20 protein-coding genes are annotated in these 25071 nt (G+C 37.0%); 7 read left to right on the plus strand and 13 right to left on the minus strand.

Annotation, left to right across the window (positions count from 1 at the left end; translation table 11 throughout):
• Positions 1–514: 514 nt before the first annotated feature.
• Positions 515–1831: an erythromycin esterase family protein gene (locus L2B55_RS04900; RefSeq protein ID WP_237849164.1), complete on the plus strand. Its 1317-nt coding sequence runs from the start codon at positions 515–517 to the stop codon at positions 1829–1831.
• 186 nt (positions 1832–2017) lie between these two features.
• Here L2B55_RS04900 and L2B55_RS04905 read toward each other — a convergent pair whose 3' ends face one another.
• Both L2B55_RS04905 and L2B55_RS04910 read right to left on the minus strand, forming a co-directional pair.
• A complete protein-coding gene (locus L2B55_RS04905; protein WP_237849165.1) occupies positions 2018–2170 on the minus strand; it encodes a hypothetical protein in 153 nt (50 codons plus the stop codon).
• A gap of 597 nt (positions 2171–2767) precedes the next feature.
• The gene (locus L2B55_RS04910; protein WP_237849166.1) at positions 2768–3064 is read right to left on the minus strand and encodes a helix-turn-helix transcriptional regulator; all 297 of its coding nucleotides are present in this window, start codon (positions 3062–3064) and stop codon (positions 2768–2770) included.
• Between the two features lie 606 nt (positions 3065–3670).
• Between L2B55_RS04910 and L2B55_RS04915 the strand changes: the two genes are divergently transcribed.
• On the plus strand, positions 3671–4741 hold the full coding sequence (locus L2B55_RS04915; RefSeq protein WP_237849167.1) for a nickel-binding protein: 1071 nt from the start codon (positions 3671–3673) through the stop codon (positions 4739–4741).
• 132 nt (positions 4742–4873) lie between these two features.
• The gene (locus L2B55_RS04920; RefSeq protein WP_237849168.1) at positions 4874–5578 is read left to right on the plus strand and encodes a DUF4242 domain-containing protein; all 705 of its coding nucleotides are present in this window, start codon (positions 4874–4876) and stop codon (positions 5576–5578) included.
• A 153-nt stretch (positions 5579–5731) separates the two neighbouring features.
• Here the strand turns inward: L2B55_RS04920 and L2B55_RS04925 are convergent, their stop codons facing one another.
• Positions 5732–6985 carry an alginate export family protein gene (locus L2B55_RS04925; protein ID WP_237849169.1) on the minus strand — a complete coding sequence of 418 codons (1254 nt, stop codon included), beginning with the start codon at positions 6983–6985 and terminating at the stop codon, positions 5732–5734.
• 305 nt (positions 6986–7290) lie between these two features.
• Entirely contained in the window at positions 7291–8010 is a 720-nt protein-coding gene (locus L2B55_RS04930; protein WP_237849170.1) for a Crp/Fnr family transcriptional regulator, read from the minus strand.
• Between the two features lie 322 nt (positions 8011–8332).
• Between L2B55_RS04930 and nirK the strand changes: the two genes are divergently transcribed.
• From nirK to L2B55_RS04945, 3 genes are all read left to right on the plus strand, one after another.
• Positions 8333–9946 (plus strand): copper-containing nitrite reductase, encoded by a 1614-nt coding sequence (gene nirK, locus L2B55_RS04935; protein ID WP_237849172.1) that lies wholly within the window; start codon positions 8333–8335, stop codon positions 9944–9946.
• 78 nt (positions 9947–10024) lie between these two features.
• Complete coding sequence (locus tag L2B55_RS04940) at positions 10025–10846, plus strand: formylglycine-generating enzyme family protein (RefSeq protein WP_237849173.1); 822 nt, start codon at positions 10025–10027, stop codon at positions 10844–10846.
• A 63-nt stretch (positions 10847–10909) separates the two neighbouring features.
• Entirely contained in the window at positions 10910–11509 is a 600-nt protein-coding gene (locus tag L2B55_RS04945; protein WP_237849174.1) for an SCO family protein, read from the plus strand.
• An 89-nt stretch (positions 11510–11598) separates the two neighbouring features.
• Here L2B55_RS04945 and L2B55_RS04950 read toward each other — a convergent pair whose 3' ends face one another.
• Together L2B55_RS04950 and L2B55_RS04955 are read right to left on the minus strand one after the other, a co-directional pair.
• Entirely contained in the window at positions 11599–11865 is a 267-nt protein-coding gene (locus L2B55_RS04950; protein WP_237849175.1) for a cyclic nucleotide-binding domain-containing protein, read from the minus strand.
• A 160-nt stretch (positions 11866–12025) separates the two neighbouring features.
• A complete protein-coding gene (locus L2B55_RS04955; protein ID WP_237849176.1) occupies positions 12026–12520 on the minus strand; it encodes a WG repeat-containing protein in 495 nt (164 codons plus the stop codon).
• A gap of 480 nt (positions 12521–13000) precedes the next feature.
• Between L2B55_RS04955 and L2B55_RS04960 the strand changes: the two genes are divergently transcribed.
• Positions 13001–14350: a DUF1214 domain-containing protein gene (locus L2B55_RS04960; protein WP_237849177.1), complete on the plus strand. Its 1350-nt coding sequence runs from the start codon at positions 13001–13003 to the stop codon at positions 14348–14350.
• Between the two features lie 16 nt (positions 14351–14366).
• Here the strand turns inward: L2B55_RS04960 and ligD are convergent, their stop codons facing one another.
• From ligD to L2B55_RS04995, 7 genes are all read right to left on the minus strand, one after another.
• Positions 14367–16787, minus strand: a complete 2421-nt coding sequence (gene ligD, locus L2B55_RS04965; RefSeq protein WP_237849178.1) for a DNA ligase D — start codon at positions 16785–16787, stop codon at positions 14367–14369.
• Position 16788: 1 nt separating this feature from the next.
• Positions 16789–17559 (minus strand): non-homologous end joining protein Ku, encoded by a 771-nt coding sequence (gene ku / locus L2B55_RS04970; RefSeq protein ID WP_237849180.1) that lies wholly within the window; start codon positions 17557–17559, stop codon positions 16789–16791.
• 230 nt (positions 17560–17789) lie between these two features.
• On the minus strand, positions 17790–20141 hold the full coding sequence (locus L2B55_RS04975; protein ID WP_237849182.1) for a hypothetical protein: 2352 nt from the start codon (positions 20139–20141) through the stop codon (positions 17790–17792).
• 54 nt (positions 20142–20195) lie between these two features.
• The gene (locus L2B55_RS04980) at positions 20196–20969 is read right to left on the minus strand and encodes a M15 family metallopeptidase (RefSeq protein ID WP_237849183.1); all 774 of its coding nucleotides are present in this window, start codon (positions 20967–20969) and stop codon (positions 20196–20198) included.
• A gap of 116 nt (positions 20970–21085) precedes the next feature.
• A complete protein-coding gene (locus L2B55_RS04985; protein WP_237849184.1) occupies positions 21086–23014 on the minus strand; it encodes a hypothetical protein in 1929 nt (642 codons plus the stop codon).
• A gap of 347 nt (positions 23015–23361) precedes the next feature.
• Positions 23362–24132 carry a hypothetical protein gene (locus tag L2B55_RS04990; RefSeq protein ID WP_237849185.1) on the minus strand — a complete coding sequence of 257 codons (771 nt, stop codon included), beginning with the start codon at positions 24130–24132 and terminating at the stop codon, positions 23362–23364.
• A 201-nt stretch (positions 24133–24333) separates the two neighbouring features.
• Positions 24334–24849 (minus strand): lipocalin family protein, encoded by a 516-nt coding sequence (locus tag L2B55_RS04995; RefSeq protein ID WP_237849186.1) that lies wholly within the window; start codon positions 24847–24849, stop codon positions 24334–24336.
• Positions 24850–25071 lie beyond the last annotated feature (222 nt).

The raw sequence follows: 25071 nt of genomic DNA on the forward strand, positions 1-25071 counted from the left end.
CTAGCATTTTATGGTCTTTTTTTGCCTTGTTCGCCAACAGATGCGCCAAAATGTTTACAGGTCCTAAGGTCAAATTTAGTAACGAAAGAGCTTACATTGAGTACTATTACGATGGCAAGTGTTACAGGGAGTACAACGCGAACAAGCTGCAATTATCTATTTTTCCTAACAAAGGCAAGAGCGGAAAGGAGCAGTTAAAACTCCTGATCAAATTAAAGTTCGAGTTTCAGAAAGCTTTAGAAAAAGGATGGAATCCTTACACCCAATTGGAACCTTCTAAAAAGCAAAACCCCTAAGTACAACGGCAACAGCGGATCAACCATCGGGTAAAAGAATTATGGCTGGTGAAAGAAGAGGTGATTAGAGAGCGTATTTGTTTACCCTGACTGGGCACCCGAAAAACTGTATCAACAATAATAAAACAATACTTAAATCGTTTCAAGAGGAACAGCTATCAAGAGAAGTTTTTAAGAACTAAATCATTTACCTTTTTATCATCTGAATTTCAATAACTATGATGAATTTTATTTCTAAGTATATCAAAATAACATTGTTTTTTGCTTTGGCTTACATGTTGCCATTTTCATTACTAGCTCAAGATGAACTGGTTACTGCTATTAACAATAAACTAATTCCTGTTAATACGCTATCTCCCAGTGATGATTTTTCTGACCTTGAGCAGCTAAAGAATATATTTAAGGACAAAAAAATTGTTGGTCTTGGGGAAGCTACACACGCAACCAAAGAGTTCTTTGATTATAAACATCGATTATTACGATTTATGGTAACTGAACTCGGGTTTAAAACATTTATTATTGAGGCTGATTTTGCAGGCTCAAAGGTAATGAACGATTATGTCTTATATGGAAAAGGCGACCCTTATACCGGTCTAAAAAAAATGGGAATAGGGGTTTGGATGATGACCGAATTTTTGGAGATGGTGGAATGGATCAAGGAGTATAATTCAACAAAAGCATTGGAGGATAAGGTGAAATTTTATGGTTGTGATATGCAGGTGGGTTTGTTTGCAGCGCAAGCCATTAAAGAAGGTTTAGGATCAAAAATAGAATTGCTTTCTGATGATAGCAAAAAAGGGTTGGACATGATCATTAACTGGCGCTACCATGTATCCACGGGTGCTGAAAATAGTTTATTGAAAAATACCATTTCAGAGTTAAACAGATATTTTCCTGCTAAAGCTGATACAAATCAATTGGAATTATTCAAACAATACATTCGTGTATTAGAGCAAAACATAGAGTTTATTCATGCTAAAGATTGGTTTCAACAGGATAAAGTAAGAGATAAATACATGGCAGAGAATTGTAAATGGATTTATCAGTTTGAATCAAAAGGAAAAGCAATTATCTGGGCGCACAATGGCCATGTTTCAAAGGATATTACGATGAACAACAATCTACCAATGGGGAATTACTTAGCAAAAGTATTTCCACAAGAGTACTATGTAATGGGCTTTGGATTTAATTCGGGTAAATTAGGAGGGTTCAAGCAAAAAGACGGAACATGGATTCGTGTTACTTATTCAATTCCAGATGTTCAAATTAAAAACTCTAGTGATTATGTATTTAAACAATGTGATAAGCCTAATTTCATCTTAGATTTTAATACGGCATCTACTAATCCCATTATTGCTGATTTTCTTAATAAAAAAGTAAACTCTCGTTTAATCGGAGGGGTTTATCATGCAAATAAACAAGCTAAAGGTGGAGATGGAGCATATCAAGCACTTATAAAAATGTATGATGCAATTATCTTTATAAGAGAAACTAATGCATCCACTGCATTGAAAATGAGCCATTTTCTAAATTAATATAATACTTTTACCAGGGTAGGTAAAATAAACTGTGTCAAGAGGCTTTGTTGTAATTATTATTTGGGTGTGGGAATGTGGTAAACTCGTATGAGTTTTCCATATTTCCACACCTTGTTCGTTAATTCAAATCTAACTGAAAACAAATGGAAAGTTCGGATCTGGATCAAAAACTGTGGAGTAAGTTTAGTTAGCCTGAAACGGAAAAAAATTAACATTTCCTACGCCCCCATATTGCACCCTGAAGGCATTAATTTTTGCATTGAAAGATTCCGCAGAGGCATTGGTGCTTTTGTTGTCAAATAATTGAGTATGTTCTTGTGGTGATTGATGATCCATCGTTCTGGATAGGGTATTGAAGGTCTAGAATCCAGGTTGTTCTACCTGCTCATTCCACCAATCTTGCAAAGGCATATAACTTATCCTTTGTATCGCTAAATATCCACGATAGTTTCTGAACTAAATCATAGGTTTTTCTTAGGGCAGGTTATTTTTCAAATAGGAGTTTGGCTCTCACTACCTGCTCAGCAGGTAGAAACCTCTGGCATGTAGTTGTTTTAACTGAATGTTTTAGCATCTTCTAATGCTTGATTTTCCACCTCGATTGCCTCCCACCGGTATTTAATTCTGATCTCCTGTAAAGCTTCGCTGGTCAGTTTTTGAACATAGAGGGGATTTTTAGCAACAAGGGGATGATATTATCGGACTTTGTCCCTTCCATAATAGCCACCAAAGTTCCCGCCTTACCTTTTGCTTGTTTTATCTTAATTCTATTCGTGTTAAATATACTATTCGGCTGTAGATCAATTTGTATCCACAGCCAAAAGTTGTTGTTTTAATATAGATTTGGCTCCGGATCTATTTTGATCCACAGCCAAATCTAGGCTTTGAAAGTATCTGCTTAAAACATACCAGCCAGATTAAAAAAGCAGTTGGTTACGACTTCCCAATCAATTTTAAATCCTGCAACTTCCGTCCAAACTCATCATCTGCAGCCAGCTTTAGAAAATCATCCTGCAAACCCAGCACTCTGAACACATTAAAGTAAGCCCTTAGGGATACACTCGGATTGCCTTTTTCTATATGATACAAAGTTGTACGGTCTATGCCTGCCCGTTCGGCCACTTGTATGGTTGTTAGGGTACGTCTTTTTCTGGCAAGCTTGATATTTTCTCCCATTTGCTCTAATACTTTTTGAAATTTGGGAAGAAGTGGTTGCTTTTTGGAACGCATATAAATGTTGTTTATTTTCAACAAATATGACTTTATTGTTTATAATAAACAGCATTTATCTTTGAGTAATAGCATGCATTCATTCATTAAAGAGAAAAGCTTCTGATAGAATCTATTAGTTTAAAATCCCCTTCAAGTGTTCAAACAATTTCTCATCAGGGCTACGAAAGAAAAAAGACTTTTAGAGTTTATCTAAGAGCCTTCGCCAAATTTTTACAGAACCAGAAATTAAAATTACATCTAACATCGCTTACATTGAGTAGTATTTTCTATGGCGCTCCGAAGAAAATACATGGAAACCGAATTTCTTTATCCAGCTTTCCTAAAAAAGAAAGAATGAAAAGGAAAAGTTTTAGCTTTTAAACAAATTGAAATATGGATTTCAGAAAGCCTTAGAAAAAGGCTGGCCTCCAATAACTGAAGCTAAACAAAAAATCATAAGAAGTTTAAAGTAAACGATACATGCATCTTTAAATAATAAACTGTCGGGTAATTACAGCTCTCCATGTGTTTGTAAGGAGAGGTTATGAGCATATACGAAAAGTCTAATATAAAACCAAAATTGCTTATTTTCATTAATTTAGTATTACTCAAATAATATCAATTATGGCACTTTTTATGGATTTGCATAAAGCTTCCGAAGGTGAGGAAGGAATGCCCAGCATTGAAGAGATAAAATGTTGTCATATGGCCGACTTGAAAATACAAGCTAAATACGGAGTTCGGTTTATACAATATTGGATTAACACTGAAGCAGGATTGTTCTTTTGTTTGATGGAAGGTCCGGATAAGGAATCGTGTGCTGCCGTACATCACGAAGCACATGGTAATATGGCGTGTAATATAATTGAACTGCAAGGCGGCGATTACAACGCGTACATGGGTAATGAAAGCACTAAAAATGAATTTGATTTAGTTGAAAACCCCGATGGAACATTGGATACTGGGATTAGAGTGATTTTAATGGTTGATATTATCACGCCGGTTAATGGCCAAAATCTCTATGATCAAATTAAAAATGCATTTAAAAAATTTAAAGGCAGGGAAGCAAACCACGGAGGCGATCGGATAATGTGTGTTTTTAACTCCAGTTCACATGCAATTGATTGCGCAAAAACAATCCTTACTGATTTCGAAATTGCAAATAAAGATGGGGTAGAAGTGCGCATTGGTATAAGTGCGGGCGGACCGGTAAACGACGGGATTGATTTTTTTGGCAGCAGCATTCGACTCGCAAATAAGTTATGCGATATAGCGCAAAGCAATCAAATTATTGTATCCACAGAGGTCAAGGAGTTAACTAAAGGCACTCTCATCACAACTGACAATGAAAACGGCGTATTAAGAATCATTACTCCGGTTGATGAAAAGTTTGTAAACGCATTGATTGAAGCGGTTGAGTCAATGGAAGGCAATTCAACATTTAGTGTGGAGAGTCTAAGCAAAAGCGTCGGCATGAGCAAAGCTCAACTCTATCGAAAAACGACCTCTTTAACAGGCCATTCCCCCAACTATTTTATCCAGGAACAACGGCTGAAAAAAGCCTTGAAATTGATTAAGAAGAAATCAGGCAACATAGCCGAAATCGCCTTTGAAGTGGGATTTAGCAGTCCGTCCTATTTTACAAAGAGTTTCCAAAACCGTTTTGGGATATTACCCACTCAAGCTCAGAGGTAACCTCTGTCTCTACCCTAATGGGATGAGGTGATCCAAAATTGCTAGCATTTGAATGAAATGTGAAAGCCTTCCAGCAAAGTTCCACCTAATTTTATATCAGTTAATCAAGGTTTGAACTTAAAACAAATTAACATGGAACGAGTAATTTCAGTTATTCACATTAATTCATCTTTAAAATTTAAACCCATGAAATCTTTAATTTCGCTTTTCGCAGTATTTGGATTGTTTTTTCTTGCCTGCGGCGCTAATGCTAAAAACGTAGAAACCGACATGGATCTGGCGGGTATTCAGGATTCTAACTCTAACAAAGCGCATTATTACATTGATGTACATAATCTGGAGCCAGGCAAAGTTTCCCTGGCCGATGTACAGGACGCACATAAAAAAGACCTTGCCGCCCAAGGCAAATACAATGTAAGCTTTATTAACTTTTGGGTCGACGAGCAACAAGGCAAGGTGTATTGCCTCTCGAAAGCCAATGATGAAGAATCAATAACAAGTACCCATAAAGAAGCACATGGTCTACTGCCTTCCGCGATTTACGAAGTAACCGAAGGGCAAGCAGCCGCGATGACAGGTAAAAAACAGTTATTCATTGATGTTCATGAACTAGGCCCAGGCAAAGTAACTGCAAAAGATGTAGCCGGCGCACACGCTAAAGATTTGGCCGTGGAAGGCAAATACGGCGTCAACTTTATTAACTATTGGGTCGACGAAAAAAACGGTGTAGTGTTCTGTTTGTCTGAAGCTGCCAATTCAACCGCAATCATAAACACTCATAAAGAAGCTCATGGTTTAGTGCCTGCTTATATTATGAAAGTGAAACAAGGCGAATGATAGAGCGCAGGTTCAACTACCGTCTCCGATAAGAAAAAAAGGCTTTTAGAGAAATCTGAAAGCCTTTTTTAGTTTGGGGCGGTTTTGAGTTACTTCAGCTTTTATTGTCTTTTTTCCAGTGTGCCACAGATGTACCAAATGATTATAGAAGGTTTATTTTAAGAAATTAGGCTTAATCCCAATCATTATATAAGCCCAATTGCTTATTTCGTCAGTTTGTCCGCCCCGTAAGGCCTTCATACTTTCCGTTCCAAACATTTGTGAATAACCACCAGAGATAACGAATGTAGGATTAATTGCATAGTTAAGGGTTAAATCAATCTCCGTTCCTAAATAGGAATTCATCGCCTTATATTCTCCTGTTGCGGCAAATTCCTTTTTGTCCAACACTCCAGCTGCAGAAGAAAACCCATGTACGTCAGTGGTAGTCCACCATTTTTCGGTTTTATATTTTAACCGCAGAAAAATATCTTGCAGCCCCACACTATTAAGATGATTTCCTGAATAAAAATAATCCATATAGCCGTTGAATGGATGATTGGTTCCAAAGACCGGATTAAACGAGTGATTAACCTTATTATATTTGGTGCTCGTATTAGTCTGACTTTGGCCGGATTGAAATTCATAACCTGCAGTTACAGAAAATTTATGTAAAGAACCATAGGTTAAATCCCCCCCAATTAGAAAGGCCTGTATGTCTTTCTTATTTACATCAATGCCTCCCGAATAATATCCTTTTCCAACAGCTGCTAATTTTCCGATCTTATATGTTAGGTGTGTTCCGGTTGTAAAGCTATGTCGGGAATCACTATTTATTTCAGGCGATTGCTGTCCCACATTAAGAAATAGGTAACTTAATGCAAGGTTACTCCATTTTTTATTCAGCCATAAATACTGCATATCTTTATAACTGTTGGCAATAGTATATTTTGTTGTTTTGAATTGCTCTTGGTCCTGGTTAAATGCAAAACCAATATGCATGGTCAGTGTGCTGTCAACATATTTTAAAACAGCTGCATCATGCGACCTGCCTTGCTGACTCCAGTTAACCGCTCCCATTATTCTTTCGTCATCATAAGCAATTTCCTGGCGTCCCAATTTGGCAGAAAATCTTTTTGTAAACGCATATTCTCCCCATGCTTCATGTAAAGAAAATAATGCGTCACTTGCATTTAGTTGAGATTGGTTTCCCCAAACTCTCACGTCCTGTAATGCCAATTTGGTTTGTAATTTATCGTTTGCATATCCCAAATTCAGACGGGTACGTTGAGAAATGAAGGCCGCAGCGTCCATATTCGTTTCTGACAAAGCTTTATATCCATGCCTGTATTCAAAACGAGGACGTAATTCTCCTGTTAGTGTAATTTGTGCATTTGAAGTAATGGCTATTAAAACTATAACTGTCATTAGTATAGTACCTTTAGTAAAAGTTTTCATCATCTGTAATTGATTAAGGTTGTCCTACTTTTTAGTTCTTCTTTGTTCTTTGCAATATTATAGGGACAACAAATTTTAAACTATGCCAGCCATCATAGAATTATCTGTAATGCTGCATGATTTAGGATAGAAAATAGAGATGAATTTGTAAGGAGGCAGGAAGTTGCTTTTATATTTCAGCATTAGGAAAGCAACTTCAATTTATGAAATAGAGCAATTTTGATAAGTCAAAAGAAGTCTCCTTTTGAAAAAAAATGCTCCTGGAATTGGATTGTCTAATCGACAATGCGAGCAATTTTTATCAATTGCGTCATATCAATGATGGTAATTTTTTTTCCAGTCAGCTTTATCATTTTTTCCTTATTGAAGTCTGATAGAGTACGTATCGCCGATTCGGTAGTTGTACCCGCAAGATTACCGATATCTTCTCTGGTTAAGATTGCATTAATTGTTTTGCAGTCTTTTTCTGTACCATAAAATTCTTTAAGGGCCAATAATGTTGCAGCCATGCGCTCGCGAACAGGTTTTTGCGCCATGCTCATTATTAAACGTTCAGCAGTTTTAAGATCGGCGGAAAGTTGTTGAATTGTTTTCATCGAGAGTTCTGGATTATTCATTAATATATCAAAGTATGCGCTTTTTGAAAGGTGACAAACCACAGTGTCTTCAATGGCTGTGGCTGATGCCCCGTAAGGCTCATTGCTGAGCAAAGCTCTGTAACCTATTATATCACTCTTCTTTGCAAGTCGAACTATTTGATCTTTTCCATCCTCACCAATCTTCTGAATTTTAACTTTTCCAGAATAAATGCAAAACAATCCATTGGGTCTTCCTCCTTCGTGAAAAATTTCCTGACCTTTTTTAAAAAAAATATTTATTTTATTAAGACTTAGCTTCTGTAAATCCTCATTGCTTAAAGAGCAGAAAAAAGATTGAGATTTACTTTCACATTTATCGCAGGAAGGGACGCAAACTCGCTGGTACAGATTTCTCATAATTAGTGCTTTGAAAAACAATATAAAACACGGCATTATCATCCTGTTTTTGTATGACATCGATCATGTTTTTCTGGTAGACAAAAGCCCTAAACAATACAGACTTACTCCTAAAAAGCTATTCTGCATAGCAAACTACACTAAAAACGTCCTTTATATAAACCCAATTAGTACGAATCAAAGACCTTTAATTCGTCTTTGAGGTCTATGATGGGCATCATTAAAAAGGCTGGTTGAAATAAATGTTTATACATGATTGCGAACATAATTTCGGACAGTTTTGTCCGATACTTTTACAAAAAAAACCAAAACAATTTTTGTCATGAAAAGAATACTCAAAACTACCACTTATGTGCTTGCTGGAGCTGCTTTAACGTTTGGATTCCTCTCTTTCAAAGACGATCCTATAAAAGATTATTCGAAAATTCCAGTTGTCGGTCAATCTGTAGCCGAACTGACTGCGCCACCATTCGTTCCGAAACCTGTTGGAAATCGGGCGGCCACCAAATTAATTGTAAACATGGAAATTAAGGAACAAGAAGGGGAAATGGCAGATGGCGTGAAGTATACTTACTGGACTTTTGGAGGTACGGTTCCTGGAAGCTTCATAAGGACACGTGTGGGTGATGAGGTAGAATTCCATCTGAAAAACCATCCTGATAACAAATTGCCTCATAATATCGATTTACATGCCGTAACCGGACAAGGAGGTGGCGCCGCATCATCATTAGTGGCACCTGGACATGAAAAAACGTTTAGTTTCAAAGTAATCAATCCCGGCTTATATGTGTACCACTGTGCAACAGCCCCGGTAGGAATGCATATTGCAAACGGAATGTATGGATTAATTCTGGTTGAGCCTGAGGGTGGATTGCCTCCTGTAGATAAAGAATATTACATTATGCAAGGCGATTTTTACACCAAAGGAGCTTATGGTGAAGAAGGAAGTCAACCATTTGATATGGATAAAGCAATTAAAGAACAACCGGATTATGTTGTTTTTAATGGCAAAGTAGGGGCTTTAACTGGTGCAAACGCCATTACGGCAAAAGTAGGAGAGACAGTTCGTCTTTTTGTAGGTAACGGCGGGCCTAATTTGGTTTCCTCTTTCCATGTGATCGGAGAGGTATTTGACAAAATATATTTAGAAGGGGGAGAAAAGATAAATGAAAATGTTCAAACTACATTAATACCTGCAGGCGGTTCAGCAATTGCTGAATTCAAAGTGGATGTGAATGGCACATTTATTTTAGTTGACCATTCAATATTCAGAGCTTTTAATAAAGGAGCTTTGGGCATGTTAAAGGTTGAAGGACCGGAAAATAAAACAATTTACTCGGGTGTTATCAAGGAAGAAACCTACAACCCAGAGAGTAGAAATGTGGAAAAAGTAAAAGATGAAAAAACAGCTGCTCCTACCAAGCCTGCTTCCGTAAAAAATACACAAACTGCCCCTGCAAAACCTGCTCCGGCAAAAACTGCAAAATCTGCCCCTGCAAAACCTTCTGCTCAAAATTTACGAACAGAATCTACTCCTTTAAAACCTGCCCCTCATTTACAAACACAAACTGCTAGTAATTTACAAGCAAAAATCGCTGCAGGAAAAAACGTTTTTAGCAAAACTTGTTTTGCATGTCACCAATCAGAGGGACAAGGAATCCCAAATGCTTTCCCACCATTAGCAAAATCTGACTTTTTAAATAATAACCCTAAAAAAGCAATTAATGCCGTCATACATGGACTAAGTGGAGACCTTACAGTCAATGGCAAAAAATACAACAGTGTTATGACACCGCAAAACTTAACTGACGAGGAAATTGCAAATGTATTAACATACGTTTACCACAGTTGGGGTAACAGCAAAAAAGTAATTACCGCCAGTATGGTTAAAAATGAAAGAAAAAATAAACCTGTTAGTGTGGCCTCTGCGCATTAATATACCCTAAGTGTCATATTGCCTGAACATTATTGGTCAAGGCAATATGACTTCTTAAAACATTAAACTATCCTGTATATGAATCCGTATCTATTTGTAGCCCAAAAAAAATATCTTTTGCTATTAACACTGCTAGTAGCTACTATAAATGTAAGGGCACAAGATTCCACAATGGCTTACATCAAAGAGGGAAGCTATATTCCGCTCTATGGAAATGCAGATAAACCGCCGATAACAGTTTCAAGTTTTTATATAGATAAGTATCCAGTAACCAATGCGCAATTCCTAGAGTTCGTAAAAAAGCATCCGGAGTACTCCAAGTCTGAATTAAAAGGAATTTATGCAGAAAAAAACTACCTGTATTATTGGTTGGGAAATTATGATTACGGGAGTCAAAAAGGCAACGCTCCTGTGACAAATGTTTCCTGGTTTGCAGCAAAGTGTTATTGCGAATGCCAGGGAAAACGGCTGCCAACAATGGATGAATGGGAGTATATAGCAATGGCGGATGAGTACAGTGTTGATGCACGAACAAAAGAGGAGTTCAATAAATTCATCTTGTCGTGGTATGAAAAACCACAAACATTTTTAAATCAAGTCGGATCTACTTATAAAAACAAATGGGGGGTGTTTGATATGCACGGACTTGTTTGGGAATGGACATTTGATTTTAATAGCATTTTTCTTTCGGGAGAATCAAGGAAGGATAAAGACACCGATAAACTTTTATTCTGTGGTAGTGGTTCAGTGAATGCAAGTGATCTGATGGATTATGCGGCCTTTATGCGTTTTGCTTTCAGAGGTAGCTTGAAAGCAAACTTTACAACAAGAAACTTAGGATTCAGATGCGCAAAAAATCTATCTCCTGGTAGGTTAACAGTTAATTCTCAAGCAAAATGAACAAGCAGTTCCGGTAAAAAAGGCCAGGGTTGAATTTAATGTGCCATTAAAAAAAAACAAAACATGAAAACAATTTATTCAGGATTTTTAATAATCCTTTTAACATTACAATATGCCGTAGCACAATCGCAGGAAGGCCCAAATAAAAGTCAAAACTTTACAGATTTATCAATTTATAATCTCCCATCAAAATGGACAAACCAAAATGGGAATGAAATCGAATTGAAAGAATTGAAGGGAAAAGTGTTAGTAATGGTAATGATTTATACTTCCTGTAAAGCTGCATGTCCTCGATTGGTAGCTGACATGAGAAATATCGAGGCACAACTACCCAAAGATATAAAAGGAAAAGTAAAATTAATTTTAGTAAGCATCGACCCGGCAACTGATACGCCAAAGCGCTTAAAGGAGTTTTCAGTTGTAAATAAAATGGAAGGAGATCAGTGGGTATTCCTCCAGTCAACCGAAGAAAATACAAGGGAGTTTGCGGCAGTGTTAGCTGTCAACTATAAACGAATATCTCCGATGGATTTTTCACATTCAAACATCATAAGCGTATTTAATGCAGATGGAGAATTGATGCATCAACAGGAAGGTTTAAATGTAAATAATGAAGAAACAGTAAAATATATTATTGAAGAAGCATACAGGATAAAGCCTTAATGCTAAAAACAGTCAAAATCACATTTACGCTGGTCTTACAGATGCAAGTAGGCTATACAAAATGGGTCCAGGTGGATTTTGCAGTTGTATTATATAAAGTTGTTTTTTGACTTTAGCCTGCTAAGTTTCTCTTGCGAAATTCCAAGGTAGTCTGCAACGATTCTCGCAGGAACATGCTTAATAATCTCTGGGTTATTTTTAATCAATAGACGATAGCGATCAGCTGACTTCATTGTGACAAATGTCTCAATACGCTGGATTGAAGAACTATAAGCAAGTTCAACTTGCTTGCGGCTCATTGTTCCAAAGCCAGGTATTTGTTTTATCAATTTTTTTCTCGAATCATAGCTGAGCATCAATATTTCGGTTGATGGAAGTTTGGCTGTTTTATTTTTGTTATCACCAAATAAAAGTCTGGTAGAACAACGCAGTTGACACCAGTAGCTAATTAGTTAATTTTAAAAAGCCGTTACAAATTAAATGTGAGATTTTTAGTTTTGAATACCTGTTGTAAAATTACTTTATCCTTTTTCCTTTAACATCAAAATAAATTTCTTCAGATGATTCGTTTTCCTTTGCAGCAATTTTTCCATTAATAACATCACTAAGCTGTTCAAATTTTATTGGGATGATTACCTCATTTTTAAAATTGATGTAGCCATATTTGTCTGCCTTAATCACTTTTAAAAGTTCTTTGTTTTTACAGAAAGAAATAAGTTGATAGCCTTTTGAAAAATTAATTACAAAATTTCCATTGCCGTCAATTATCGCAAATTTCTCGTACGGACTTAAAACCTTTCCCCTTGTTACAATATAATAGCCATTATTAGAAAAAGTTGTTCCTGATGAAAACCGAGGTTTTACAATCACTTCATTTTTAATGTTTTTATAGCCAGTTTTTCCGCTATGTGAATCCCTGTAGGCAAACAATTCATTGTTTTTTGAATTTTTCGTTGCCACTTGACAAGAAACTAAAAACAATAAAACAACTGCACTTATTAATGATTTCATGGTTTGAGATGATTGTTTTGATTTAGTTTTTATTTTTTTCCATTATCTATTCCAAGTATTTTTTTCTTATTTGATATTTGCGCTAATATTCGCATTGCCAATCCTCTGCTTACTATATTGTTTAAACAGCTTATAATCAAATGGAATATTGACAGAAATACATAGCAGATAAGAGCAAATTATGAGGTTGATAGAAGGCATTCTTTGATAAATTTTGTTTTGTTGGATTCAAACCTCAAAAAAAATCCCTTGCGAATTTAAGTTGATATAAATTCGTAAGGGATGAACGGATATTTGCTAAAAACTGTTTTAGATTCGCATCTATTAATAACTACGTTAATAATATTTATTATTTTACCTAAAGAGTGTATACTTAATGATTGTTGGAGTCCGCCAGTTGTAGTGAAGATGAAGTGATACAAAATTATTGATGGCATCAACATCATAATGGAAAACAGTATCAAATCATAGACGAAGAGTATGAAAAACACAATCATAGCATTGCTGGTCATATCAACATGTATCGCTTGCAATCAATCTACCCAAACCAGGGCCGGAAATTCAACTGTAATTGATACCTCCACTACAACTATCCCTACTGACCAGGAGATTATAGATGCATGGACCTATCTGTACGGACGCTACCTGGTGATTCAACAGGAAAATATTGACATCAACAAGGAGAAAGTGGGTTACAATAAGATAAAATACAACCCGATCGGTTCGGCAGCTTTTGTAAATCCCAACCTTGATGTTGCCTGCCTGGAGGCATGGATAGCCACAGATTCATCGCATGCAGTGATACTGAATGTTCCACGGATAACTGGCCGCTATTATACAGCGCAACTGCTGGATGGATGGGGTGAAGTGATTACCAATATTAATGAACATAATTATCCAAAACATCCTTATGGTAAATTTGCCTTGGTCATCAAAGGAACTAATCCATCCATTCCTTCTGATGCAGCATGTATTAATCTGCCGGCGGGTAAAATAAAAATGCTGGCCCGTGTTGAATTAAAAGACAGCCCTGCAAAAGCTGTGAAGCTTCAAAAACAATTTACACTCACCGTACCAGAAGGCATACGAATCGATTCACCCCTTGCCATTCCTGATTTTACTCCTGGCAAACCTATCGGCGGAGAAATTTTTGATAAGGCAGATATGGTGATCGCTTCCTATCCGGATTTAATGCCTAAAGCGCCACAAATGAAGGATATAGTTAGAAAAGTAACGGTTTATGCCAATTCAGGCACCACGGCCAGACAGTATATTGATTCGGTGATAAAGGCCAAAGCCATTCCTGAATTTTTGGCAGACGCGAAGGGTTTTGGTACCCAAAACGGTGGGTGGTCGGTGTCGTACGCTGCAGGCCATTTTGGTAATGATATATTGGCAAGAGCTATTATTAATTACGGAGGTTTATGGGCAAATGAGATAAAAGAGGCAATCTATTTTGTAGGATTGACCGATAGCAATAAAGAACTGTTGAATGGCAGCAATGTCTATGAGATAAAATTCCCTGCAATGCAGTTACCCGATTCGATGGTAAATGCATTCTGGTCGGTCACCTTATATAGCACCCCTGATTACCGGGTGGTGGATAATTCTTTGAAGCGGTATGGTCGCAACAATATTTCAGGCATGAAAATGAATGCCGACGGATCATTAAGCATTGTGCTGGCGCCTACAATGCCCAAGAATATTCCTCAAGCTAACTGGTTGCCAACGCCGATGGGAAAGGGTTTTGCATTAACCTTTCGCATGTATGCTGCTAAGCCGGATGTTTTGAGTGGTAATTGGTTCCCGGCTCCAATTGAAAAAAAGTAAACTGACGGTATGAATTCTATTTAATTTTTATTGATCTTAAATTGATCGGCGATGTATTTAGTGCTTTCCAAGGGTCGTCAAAGCTTTTTAACATATCAGGCACGTTGAAGATTGTGTAATCATTCATTGAAAGGCTCTTGTTTACCTGATTCCAATGCAGGGGCCACGAAACGGTTGCTTTAGGTTTGGGGCGTAAACTGAAAGGGGCTGCAATAGTTTGACCCTTTCTGTTTTGCAAATAATCGATATAAACTTTTTTTTGCCTTTTTTGAGGGCTTCTCTCTACACTGGTAAACTTTGGTATGCGGTTATGCACCGTGTTTGCCAGCCATTCTGCAAATATTCTCGAGGAGTCGTAAGAGTACTTAGCTCCCAAATACATGTAAATATGCAGCCCCGTAGAGCCTGACGTTTTGATAAAGGATGTAAATCCCAGTTCATTAATTACATCATAAGTTGTAAGTGCAGTATCAATTACATAATTAAAATCAATGTCTTCAGGATCAAGGTCAATAACAAGGTAATCGGGATTTTCGGGTTTGCTGATACGAGAAAGCCAGGGATTTATTTCAATGCAACCTAAGTTGGCCATGTAGAGTAGTGTTGCTTTAGTATTGCAAATTAAATAATCGATGTGTTTATCATTGCTTTCTGAATAGATACTCACCGTTTTTAACCAGGAAGGAGAGGATTCAGGCATATCTTTTTGATAAAAACTTTCACCATGAATGCCATTCGGGTGCCGATTTAAGGATTGGGCCCTGTTCATTAAATAAGGAAGAATATAATTACTGACTGAATCGTAGTAATCGATTACTTGTCCTTTGTTGATTTTTAATTCAGGAAAGTAGATTTTATTTTGATTGGTGAATTTTAGGGTTATTCCTCCAATTTTTACTTTTCGCTCATTAGGAAGATCTTCTGGTTCCATTTTATCAAATCTTACATCTTTTAATACTGGGTGCCTTAGTTTTCCATCCTGTGTTCGCTCTGCAAATTTTACAGTACAAACTATTGAGGGATGTAAATAATGGACCTTGGTTTTATTTACAAATTGCTCTACAAAAGGTTTTTGAGAAATCTCAAGTGAGGTTAATAGGCTGCGCATTTCTTTTGCAGTTTTATTGCTCCAGCCTGAGCCACATTTTCCTCTGAATATAAACTCATTTCCTTTTTTTTCTACTAAAAGTAGTGCCCCTAGGTAATCATTTTCATTTTCAGGATCAGTATAACCGGCGATTAGAAATTCATCCTCACTTTCCTTTTTTATTTTTAACCATTGGGTACTCCGTTGACCACTATTGTATTTACTTTCAATGTGTTTGGCCATAAAACCTTCTGTACTAATTTTCTTAAGATTTTTCGCCAGCTCTTTGACATTGTTGTAAAAAGGGGTGAATATTATTTGCGGGTTGTTAATTTGGTCAATCAGTTTTTTTAGTACTTCCTTCCGCTGCAGCAATGTTAAATCTGTTAATGAATAGCCATTGAGGTAAATGAGGTCAAAAACATAATAGAAAAGCTTTCCTGAAGGGTTGCTGTTAAAGTTTTGCAAAGCAAGGAAATCAACTACGCCTCTTTCATTTAGTTTTACAATTTCACCGTCTAATATCACATCGTGGGGTAAGTGTTTGAATATGTCAGCTATTTGTTCATATTTTACTGTGTAGTTCTGCTCGTTGCGGCTATAAAGTTGAACCACACCGTTTTCAACCACACAAATAATTCTGTAACCATCCAGTTTGGGTTCATATATCCAGTTTTCTCCTTTCTCCGTTGCCGATGATAGAGTTGCTAACATTGGTTTAATAAATTTCAGGGTATTTCTGATTGGTTTACTTGTTTTTTTGGGGGAGGAGGGAGTTGGAGTATTGGAAGTTGTATTCTTCTTTTTTTTTATTGCGGATGATACATAATCCTCACTATTATAGGCTTTACTTACCGAATGCTTATCATTGTGTTTTATAAGCAGCCAGGTATTCTCATCCTCGCTTTTTATTTTCACCAGTACAAATTCGCCTTTAAGCTTGGAGCCGTTGAGAATAATTTTTAAATCACCTTTTTTTAAGCCAGTTTTAATTGCTTTTTGAGGGTCTTTGGTGTTTTCTAAAGGTTGATAATAACCTTTGTCCCAAATAGTTACATTGCCGGCTCCGTAATTTCCTTTGGGTATTTCCCCTTCAAAATATTGATAATCTAAAGGATGATCTTCTACCATGATAGCCAAGCGTTTATCAGTTGGGTTTAGCGAGGGCCCTTTGGGGACGGCCCAGCTTTTTAATACCCCCTCCAATTCCAAACGGAAATCATAGTGCAGACGAGATGCATGATGACGCTGCACAACAAAAGCCAGTTCTTTTCCGCTGCTTTTCCCTTCCAGGGGTTCTGAAGTCTGGGAGAAATCTCTTTTTTTATAATATTTCTCCAGTTTAGCCATGTTAGGATATTTTTTTCTTTTGCGATAAGCTTTCCATCAGCTGAGACATAAGATCTTCTGATTTTTTTGGTACTACTTTGAGCTTTCGAATTGACGGTCTTTTTCCATTTGCTTTCGCTTTAATAATGTTCATTAATGATTCAGTGTATGAATCATGATAATTAGTAATATTAAAAGGACTTGAATATTGTTTTACAAGTTCAACAGCCATCTCTAGCTCTTTTTTGGAGATGGTTTCATTTTCAACGTGCAACTCATCATGGTTTCTAATTTCTTCAGGAAACCTGATTTTTTGAATTATAATCATCTTATCTATTGCCCGGATTAAACAGAGATTTTCGGATGATCTTAAAACAAATCGGGCCAAACCCGCTTTATGAGTTTTTTCAAGTGCCTGAAACAATAATGAATATGCCTTTATCCCGCCTTTTTCAGGTTCCGTATAATAAGGCGCTTCATAATAAATAGGGTCCACTTCGTTGAGGTCGAGGAAGTTTTCTATTTGTATGATTTTATTTTTTTCAGGAGCAGCCTCCTCGAAATCACTATCCTCTAAAATCACATAATCATCCTTGTATTTAAATCCTTTTACAATATTTTCCCAAGCGACTTCTTTACCACTTTCTTCATTTACGCGTTTATAACGTATATGTGCATGATCTTTCCTGTCGAGCATGTCAAGATCTAATGAGCTTGATTGTGTAGCACTATAAAGCTTAATCGGTATATTAACCAAGCCAAAACTTATACTTCCTTTCCAAATCGCTTTCATTGTAATTTGCAGGTTTTAAGATATTATGCAGGATTTGCCGATGCTTCTGTTAAATACAATCCGGCAATGGTTTGTGGAGTATAAGTAATTCGATAATGTATTTTATTGATATACTGTAAGTTAGTGAAAAAATATCATTTCGTCCACCTTTTAGATATTGCTTGATTTTCAATTCTTTTATGTATGGAAAAGGCTTCTAGATTTCTCTAAAAGCCTTTGGTTCATGTGTTTTATGCCTCTTTTTTCTTTTTCTTTGTTGTTTTTGTTGAAGTAGTTTTCTTCTTTTTCGGTTTGCTTTGCTTTTTGAACTCCTTCAATTTGGTCTCATCCGGAACAATATCTATAATTTGGACACTGTTCAAGTTAATTGCCTGAGGGTCCAAGCTTACCTCTTTCCCATCTGTTAAAACTACTTTTGCATAGTATTTCGCTGTTTTATCAACAAGGTATTTATTAAGCATTAGTGCATACTTAATTTGTACCAAACTATTACGATCAGTTAAAGCCACTTGTTGTTGAGGCAGATCAGATACACAAACAAACACATCGATCTGCTTTATTCCGTAGTCTTTAAAAATATTTGACGGACAAGTGACCAACACCTCATCGGTTATTGTTTGTGCTTCTGAAACGTCAACGTTTAAAACATTTTTGGCATCTGGTTTCATTTCATAATCAGAAATGATTCTGGCAGTTGAGTTGGTTAAGACAATGCTGTTTTCAGCCAAAACAAAAACTCCGTCTGTATTAATTAGTTTCTCAATTTTCTTTTCTTCAAAGGTGTTATCCCCATTAATTAAGAATATTTTTTTCAGAAAGACAGGAAAAGGCGAAATGTTTGTTAATGATTGTTTGTCATCAGCTTGTCTTAGCGCTGGTCCGGCAAAGCTGTTAAAGCTCAAGGAGAATGTGGTTTGCTTTTCTAAATTCTTGTCAATATTGAAGCAAACATTTGCTGATAAAGGTGCTATTCGAGCGGTCATAGCATCGGTAAAGAAGTTTGCCTGCAATAAATCAATATTCAAAAGATTAAAGCCGTAACATTCTCCCCAACCCAATTCATATTTACCTTTGCCAGTTTCAAAAACAACTTTTGTTTCAGGATTGGCTATTAATCCCGATTTCTCTTTAATAATCGAAGTCGGAAATTCAAGATTAATCTTCGGATTGGCCGGATTAATAGTCCCTTTCGTTGAGGCAATCCTTCTTTCAATCTGAAAAATATTCCAATCAGTTAAGGCAGGTGCAACATTGAAATGAAACTGGGCAAAACAGTTTTCTGCATTTATTGCATCCATATTCATGGAGATTCTTGCACAAGGGATGTAATGCTCTGAATTGTTCTCGCGTGAAGCCTTTACCATCATGATTTTGTAGAGCTTTGGTACGACCAAAAATGTGTTCTGCAATTTCAATGAACGATAAACGGCTGAAACACCGTAGCTGTCCAATAGTTGGGTTAGCTCTTCATGAAATTCATAAGAATTTAGCTGAAGTTCCGTATTCTTCCATGGTGGAATAGCGCCTATTTGCTTATTTTCACCTGTTGCAGGGTTTTGGTTTTCAAACAAATAAGGGTATTCATTTACTGAAACATTTAAGTTGAAGTGGTTGCCTGCTCTGCATATCCTCGCTTCTTTTTTAGGAACGAAAACCTCTTTTGTTTGTACTTCATCGATTTCCTGCTCAGCAACTTCAGCCTGATCGAGTTGGTCGAGCTTATAAAGAGGTAAATTTACCCGTGGTCTGCGTCTAATTACAATGGATTCCACCCTCTTTTCGGTCCAGGTTTTTAAACCATCAAAAGAAAATGAAATATCAATAGATTTATATGTTTCAGCGTTAGCAAAGGAATGATACAATAGTTTAGTACCATCAAACAAAGATTCAATTATCAACTCTAAATCTTGATTCGATAGAATAGTGTACTTTTTAATATCAATGGTTTCAGTCTGTTCAACTCCTTTATCGTTATAGTAACGAACTTGCAGTTTGCCTTCGAATTTATTCAGATTCACTTCCTGGTATTGATACTGCGGATTACTATCCATGAATTGCTGAACTGCCGGATGTTTCGATTTACTCAGTACTATCTTTGTTTCTGCACTGTAAATTTGTTCGCCTCCTACGGTTTTATTCCCTGTATTCTTAATAGTGAATTTAAATCCTCCTTGTTCAGGGCTTTTAATGGAATAGAATGGTAAATACCAATAGGCATTAGCAACAGATGCATCGGCAAACATTTTTCCTAATGCATCGTAATTACTAAAATCGGTAATGTCCTCCACTTTAGGACAGGTTAGTTCCTGGATAAAGACCACTGGTCTTTGAGGTACAAATGGAGGTGAAGTGATAACCGGTGGCGGCTCTGCCGTAACCGGAAGGGGAACTTGTACAACAGGAGGGGGCGTACTCACAACTGGGGTAACAATAACGGGTGGTTGTTCAATTACAACTGGCGGCGCAACAACTACCGGTGGAGGTATCACCACTGGAATGCTTTCAGGTTCCATTGGTTCTACTTGCCTTATGGGTCTTCTGATGATGGGCTCGCCGCCCTCATCTTCGTTTCTTTTTCTCATAACAGTATGATTGTGTTAAGTGTAGATGCTTTAGTTAGGTAGATGTAATAAGGCTTACTTTAGTACAGCGATTTCGAAATGCATTCCATCTTGGCGAGAGAAATGTCCACCCCAGTAAAATCCGTTCTCATTAGCAATTTGTACCAACTCACGCACACAGCCTTTTTGTCCCACCAATGCAGGTACGGCTCCCAATTTGTTCCATGCATAATTGATATCAAAAGCAGATCCGAAAGAGTGATTGCTAAGCGTGGTAAGACTTCCTCTTACAAAACGAGGTACATATGAGCCTTCCCAGGTCAATACGTTGTGAAGTAAATTGGCTTTTTCCCAATCTTGCCATAATTTTTTAAGTTGGGGAGTAGCCTTTTTGTGAAATTGTATTTTTGATGAACCTCTGATGCTTTTTAGTTGAGGTATATCCACCGTCTCAATGTTTTTGACTACCCAATCATCTGTGATTTTTATGTTTTCAGGATCCTTAGGTAAGGGAGCTGAAACATAATTAAATTTCCCAAACAGCTTTTCACGCTCTTCATTTGTTATTACAGGATTAAATCCGGGTTTTGCTGGCCACGCCTCGCCGGTTTTTGTTTCACGGTTATCGGTTACTGTTCCGAAGCCTAATAACATAGCCGTTCCAACAGTTTTGTTTCCTACAATACCGTCGGGTTGTAAACCATTCAAGCGTTGAAACATAATTGTTGCCGATTTTGTTGCAAGATCAAACTTGCCGGTTACTAAACCTTCATACAGCTGCTGGCCAATTAAGAAATATTGCCAATTGATTACATCCTGGCCCTGAGAGCCAATTAAAATTACTTTCATAAAATAGAAGTCTTAAAAAATAAGGTAGATAAATAGATAATGATAATAGTAAGAAGTAGCCTCAAAGGGCTCTTTAATAACTCTAAGACTACTTCTTGATTTATAAAAAACTTGGGCTATGCTTCTTCCATTTCCGCCAACAGTTCATCAACAGCTGCGGCATATTTTTTAGGAACAGGAGGTACAACTGCAACAAGAGGTCCGTTGCCCACCGATTTAATTTCTTCACCCTTCCATCTGATTGCAGGCTTTAATGGTTTGTTCTTCACAACAACCTCAACCTGATAACTCCATGGAATATCTTCAGTGTCACTCTTCATAAATACTTCAAAATACCTTTCCTCTTCTAGATTGGTAGTGTTGAACTTCATGATTTCTTTGCGTTTACCCTGTTTAAAGATGATTAGTACATCGATATTGTCAACCAAGGTGGTGTCAATTGTTATAGGGCCTACTCTAAGTGTTCCCAATGTATCGGCAAACACTTCTATCGAATGCTGATCAGTAAGTTCTTCAATATCGATTTTCTTGCTGGTAATTAATACTTTAGGATTGGCTTTGTAATAAATGTGTTTTTTTACCAAAATTTTATCTGCATTAGGACCGCTAATTTTAGGGAAATCAAAAAGGAAAATGGCGTTTGGATTATCTTTGGTCCATACAGCAGGTTTTGTAACGTATTTTCCAGTTGAATTAGTTGTAATTTCTCCTGTGCTATCCGGCATATATAAAGCAGAGTTTTTTATAACCATTTTGCCTTTAGAATCAGGGTAGCCGACTTCGATCATTATTTTATCAATCGGATCTCCCAGCACACCTTCTTCAGGCCAGAATGCACGTGAAGTAGCCTGAATGTGTACTTTTTGATAAGCCTCACCAAGAAATACTTCTCTGAAATACTTATCCTTGGCGTCGACGTTTGCTTTTATTTCATTAAATAAACCTTCCAGTGTACCGCCAATTATATTTTCTTGAATATAGGCTTCACGGATTTCCTCATTATAAGACAGATTAATTTGTTTTGTATTAACTTCAGCTTTAAAAGAAAAACCAACTCCCCATAGTTTTCCTATGCCACCACTTTTTGTTTCGGCAGCTTTAGGCGGTTCTGGTTTTTTATCCATCATTGTAGTTTCTATCCATTTCATGAACTTGTCATATACCATATCAAGTCGTGCTAAATAGACAGCTTTATCCGCTTCTTTTAGAAACTGAGGATCCATAGTAACACTTCTTTTGATAACTCCTTTTTCAACAGCACTGTTATATGCACCTTTCAGATCGGCAGAGGCAAACATATAATGCCCGCCTAATGCCGCCGAGAAATGCTTATAAATCGCAGTGTAATCCCCTTCGAGTGTTGCTTTATACGGTTCAACTTTAAACTTAGCTTTAACAAGGTTTCTTACTGAAATATTGCCAGTCGCTCCTTTAAAGCCCTCTTCAATAATGCTTGCGGGAATGACACCCATTGTTGCCGACATTGCCGATACTCCGTTCGCATCGCAATTGTTTTTTCCCTTGCCCCAAACTTTAAGTGCAGTGCTTGTGCCGGTATCATCTTTTACTATTTCAGGCAATGAGGTGGCAATTTCATCAAGGTTTACCTCCATTTCGCTTTCAATAATTGGCACTTGTCCTAGTTCAATTGCAATATCGCTACTTATTCCCTTGTCGGTGCGTATTTTTTGCTTGGCTATTTGCATCACTGCTTCCGGAACTTTAAGGGTAACTCCAAAATTTACAATGCCACCCCCGGGTTCAAGCTGTCCTTGCTCAATGCCCATATTATAGTCCTTATTAAGCACACCTTTAAATCTTAAAAAACTGAACTGATAATCGTTATTATCAGTTCTGGCCAAGCGCACCTTATCAGGCATGTAATAAAAGTGCATCTTTTTTTGTGGCCCTGTTTTCATTGCCTCATTGTTAAAATCAGGAAAAACAATTAAAGAGTAGTTGATGCCAGCTTCCTCAGCCTTTACAACAATTGTGTCCGAGCAATAGAGCGGACCCGCAGGTAGAAATTCATTTGATAATGACATAAGTTGAATTTTTAGTTAAAAAAGTTAGATGTATTTTGTTTTTCATTACTAAAGTAAGCTTGATGCACAATTTCTCCGATTCACTAGTAAGTATACCAGAGAAAACATGGTATCAATTATTTCATTTCGTGAGTGCGTTAGAGAGTGGTAGATTGCAGGTGTGGAAGATCCTTTGACTGCGATGCAAAGCTATAAGCATCAGTGGGTTATGGCAATAGTAGTAATACCTGATTTATACTAAGTAGTAGTACGTAATTAGCTAATATTTATGAATAAAAATGAGTAGAATTGAAATAAACAAACGATCCCAATTGTAATTGAGATCGCTTGTCAAATTTGCATGCCAATTATTTTTTGATTGTTAAAGAAATTAATTCAAGTCTTTCTTTACCCTGTACTTCCAGCACCGAACCTACTCCTGGAGCATAGAACTTGAATTCACGGATGCTAGGATCAAGAGGGGTGGTATCAAGGGTTTTTAAACAATTATTAAAATTGCCGAAAGGGACTTCAACTGTTTCAGAAAGGCTTAGTACCTTGGCTCTGTCTTCGGCAACATCTTCGGCAAACTCCTGTTGATATTTTAAACCAATTTTAGGCTCAGCCAACATGATTATACCAGGCGTAGCTCCGTTAATACCGGCGCGCCAGGTGCCTTCCGTACTCACTACTTGCCCATTTTCGAGTTCTTTGGTGTCTTCTCCAAAATACCAGACATTTCCCTGCTTGTCTTGAGCATAATAATCGAAAGTGTCCTCAATAAGTTCTCCATCAAGAAAGGCCCGATCATGGATAACTCTTGCAGTTACACCCAATATGGGTTTTGTTTTAGTGGTGACTTCAACAATATCTATTTCGGTGCCTTCGTCGGTTACAGATTTATATTTATAAATGGTCTTTGGAATAAGTGGGAAATAAGGGTTAGTAATGTTGTCTACAAACTTAGATGCACCAGGGAAGGAAGGTATTCCATTCATTACGCACTCAACTGCCTTACTTAACTCACTATTCTCAGTTAATTCAGCATCTTGTTGATTAGTTATAGGCTCATCCTTCCCACAGCCTGTAAGCATGATTGCAGTTATGAAAACCATAATCACTGAATGTTTACATTTCATAATACCTCCTTTTTTAAGTTTGGCTTTAAGGATGTGGTTTTTAGATAGTTAGTGTTGAATGGTCAAAGTTAAGGCCTTTTTAAACAAGCTGCCCTATAAGTACTAAATAATTTGAGCTAACAAACAAACGCAAAAAAAAGCCGCGTTATCTGCGGCTTTTAACATTTTGATATCGGGTTCAAAGCTTGATCCAACAACAATTTAAAATGTCTGAAGCGTAGCTGAAACAGTTTGAGTGTGCTGCTGTCCTTCTTCATCTTCAAATGTTTCAGTGTAGCTAACTTTAAATGTGTTGTTATTGAGAGAAACAATATTCCAGATGAAAGTTTCCCCTTCACTGTCTACCACTTTCATTTTAGTATTATTCGACTCTAAAGCCCAGGTTCCGTTTTCAACAGCCCCGTCTTCTCCGATGCATAAATTAGGACCAGAATAGGCTTCGGACTTGCCATTGTCCTTAAAAATTACGTAATCGTCTTTGGTACAGGTTGGAGTATAGTTATACAAATCTGTTTCTAAATCCCCATCACCGTCAAGGTCAAATCCCGGAGCAATGGCCATTGCAGTAATTTTCCATTTTTTTCCTACTAATTGAGTCTTAGTGCCATTAGATGGGGATAGTGTGGTATCATCATCATTGTCACTATTGCAAGCAGAGAATCCGCTGATTAATAAAATACCTGTCAATAGCAGAGTAATCATTTTGTTCGTTTTCATATTCGTGTTTTTTTATTTTTAATTAATTTGTTTTGCGTTAGCCTTTCCCTCATTCGAGAGCAAAGAATTAGTGGACAAGCAACGTGACAGGTAGATGCTTCAGCGTTAAAATTTAAAGTAATACCAAATTTATTTGGTGAAAACCCGGATGTTTTTCGTTGTCACTTTTGTATTATTATTATTTCAATGTGTATTAGTAAACAATAACTTATTAAGTTTACT

Origin of the sequence: Solitalea lacus, from assembly GCF_022014595.1 — a bacterium.
GTDB lineage: Bacteria > Bacteroidota > Bacteroidia > Sphingobacteriales > Sphingobacteriaceae > Solitalea > Solitalea lacus.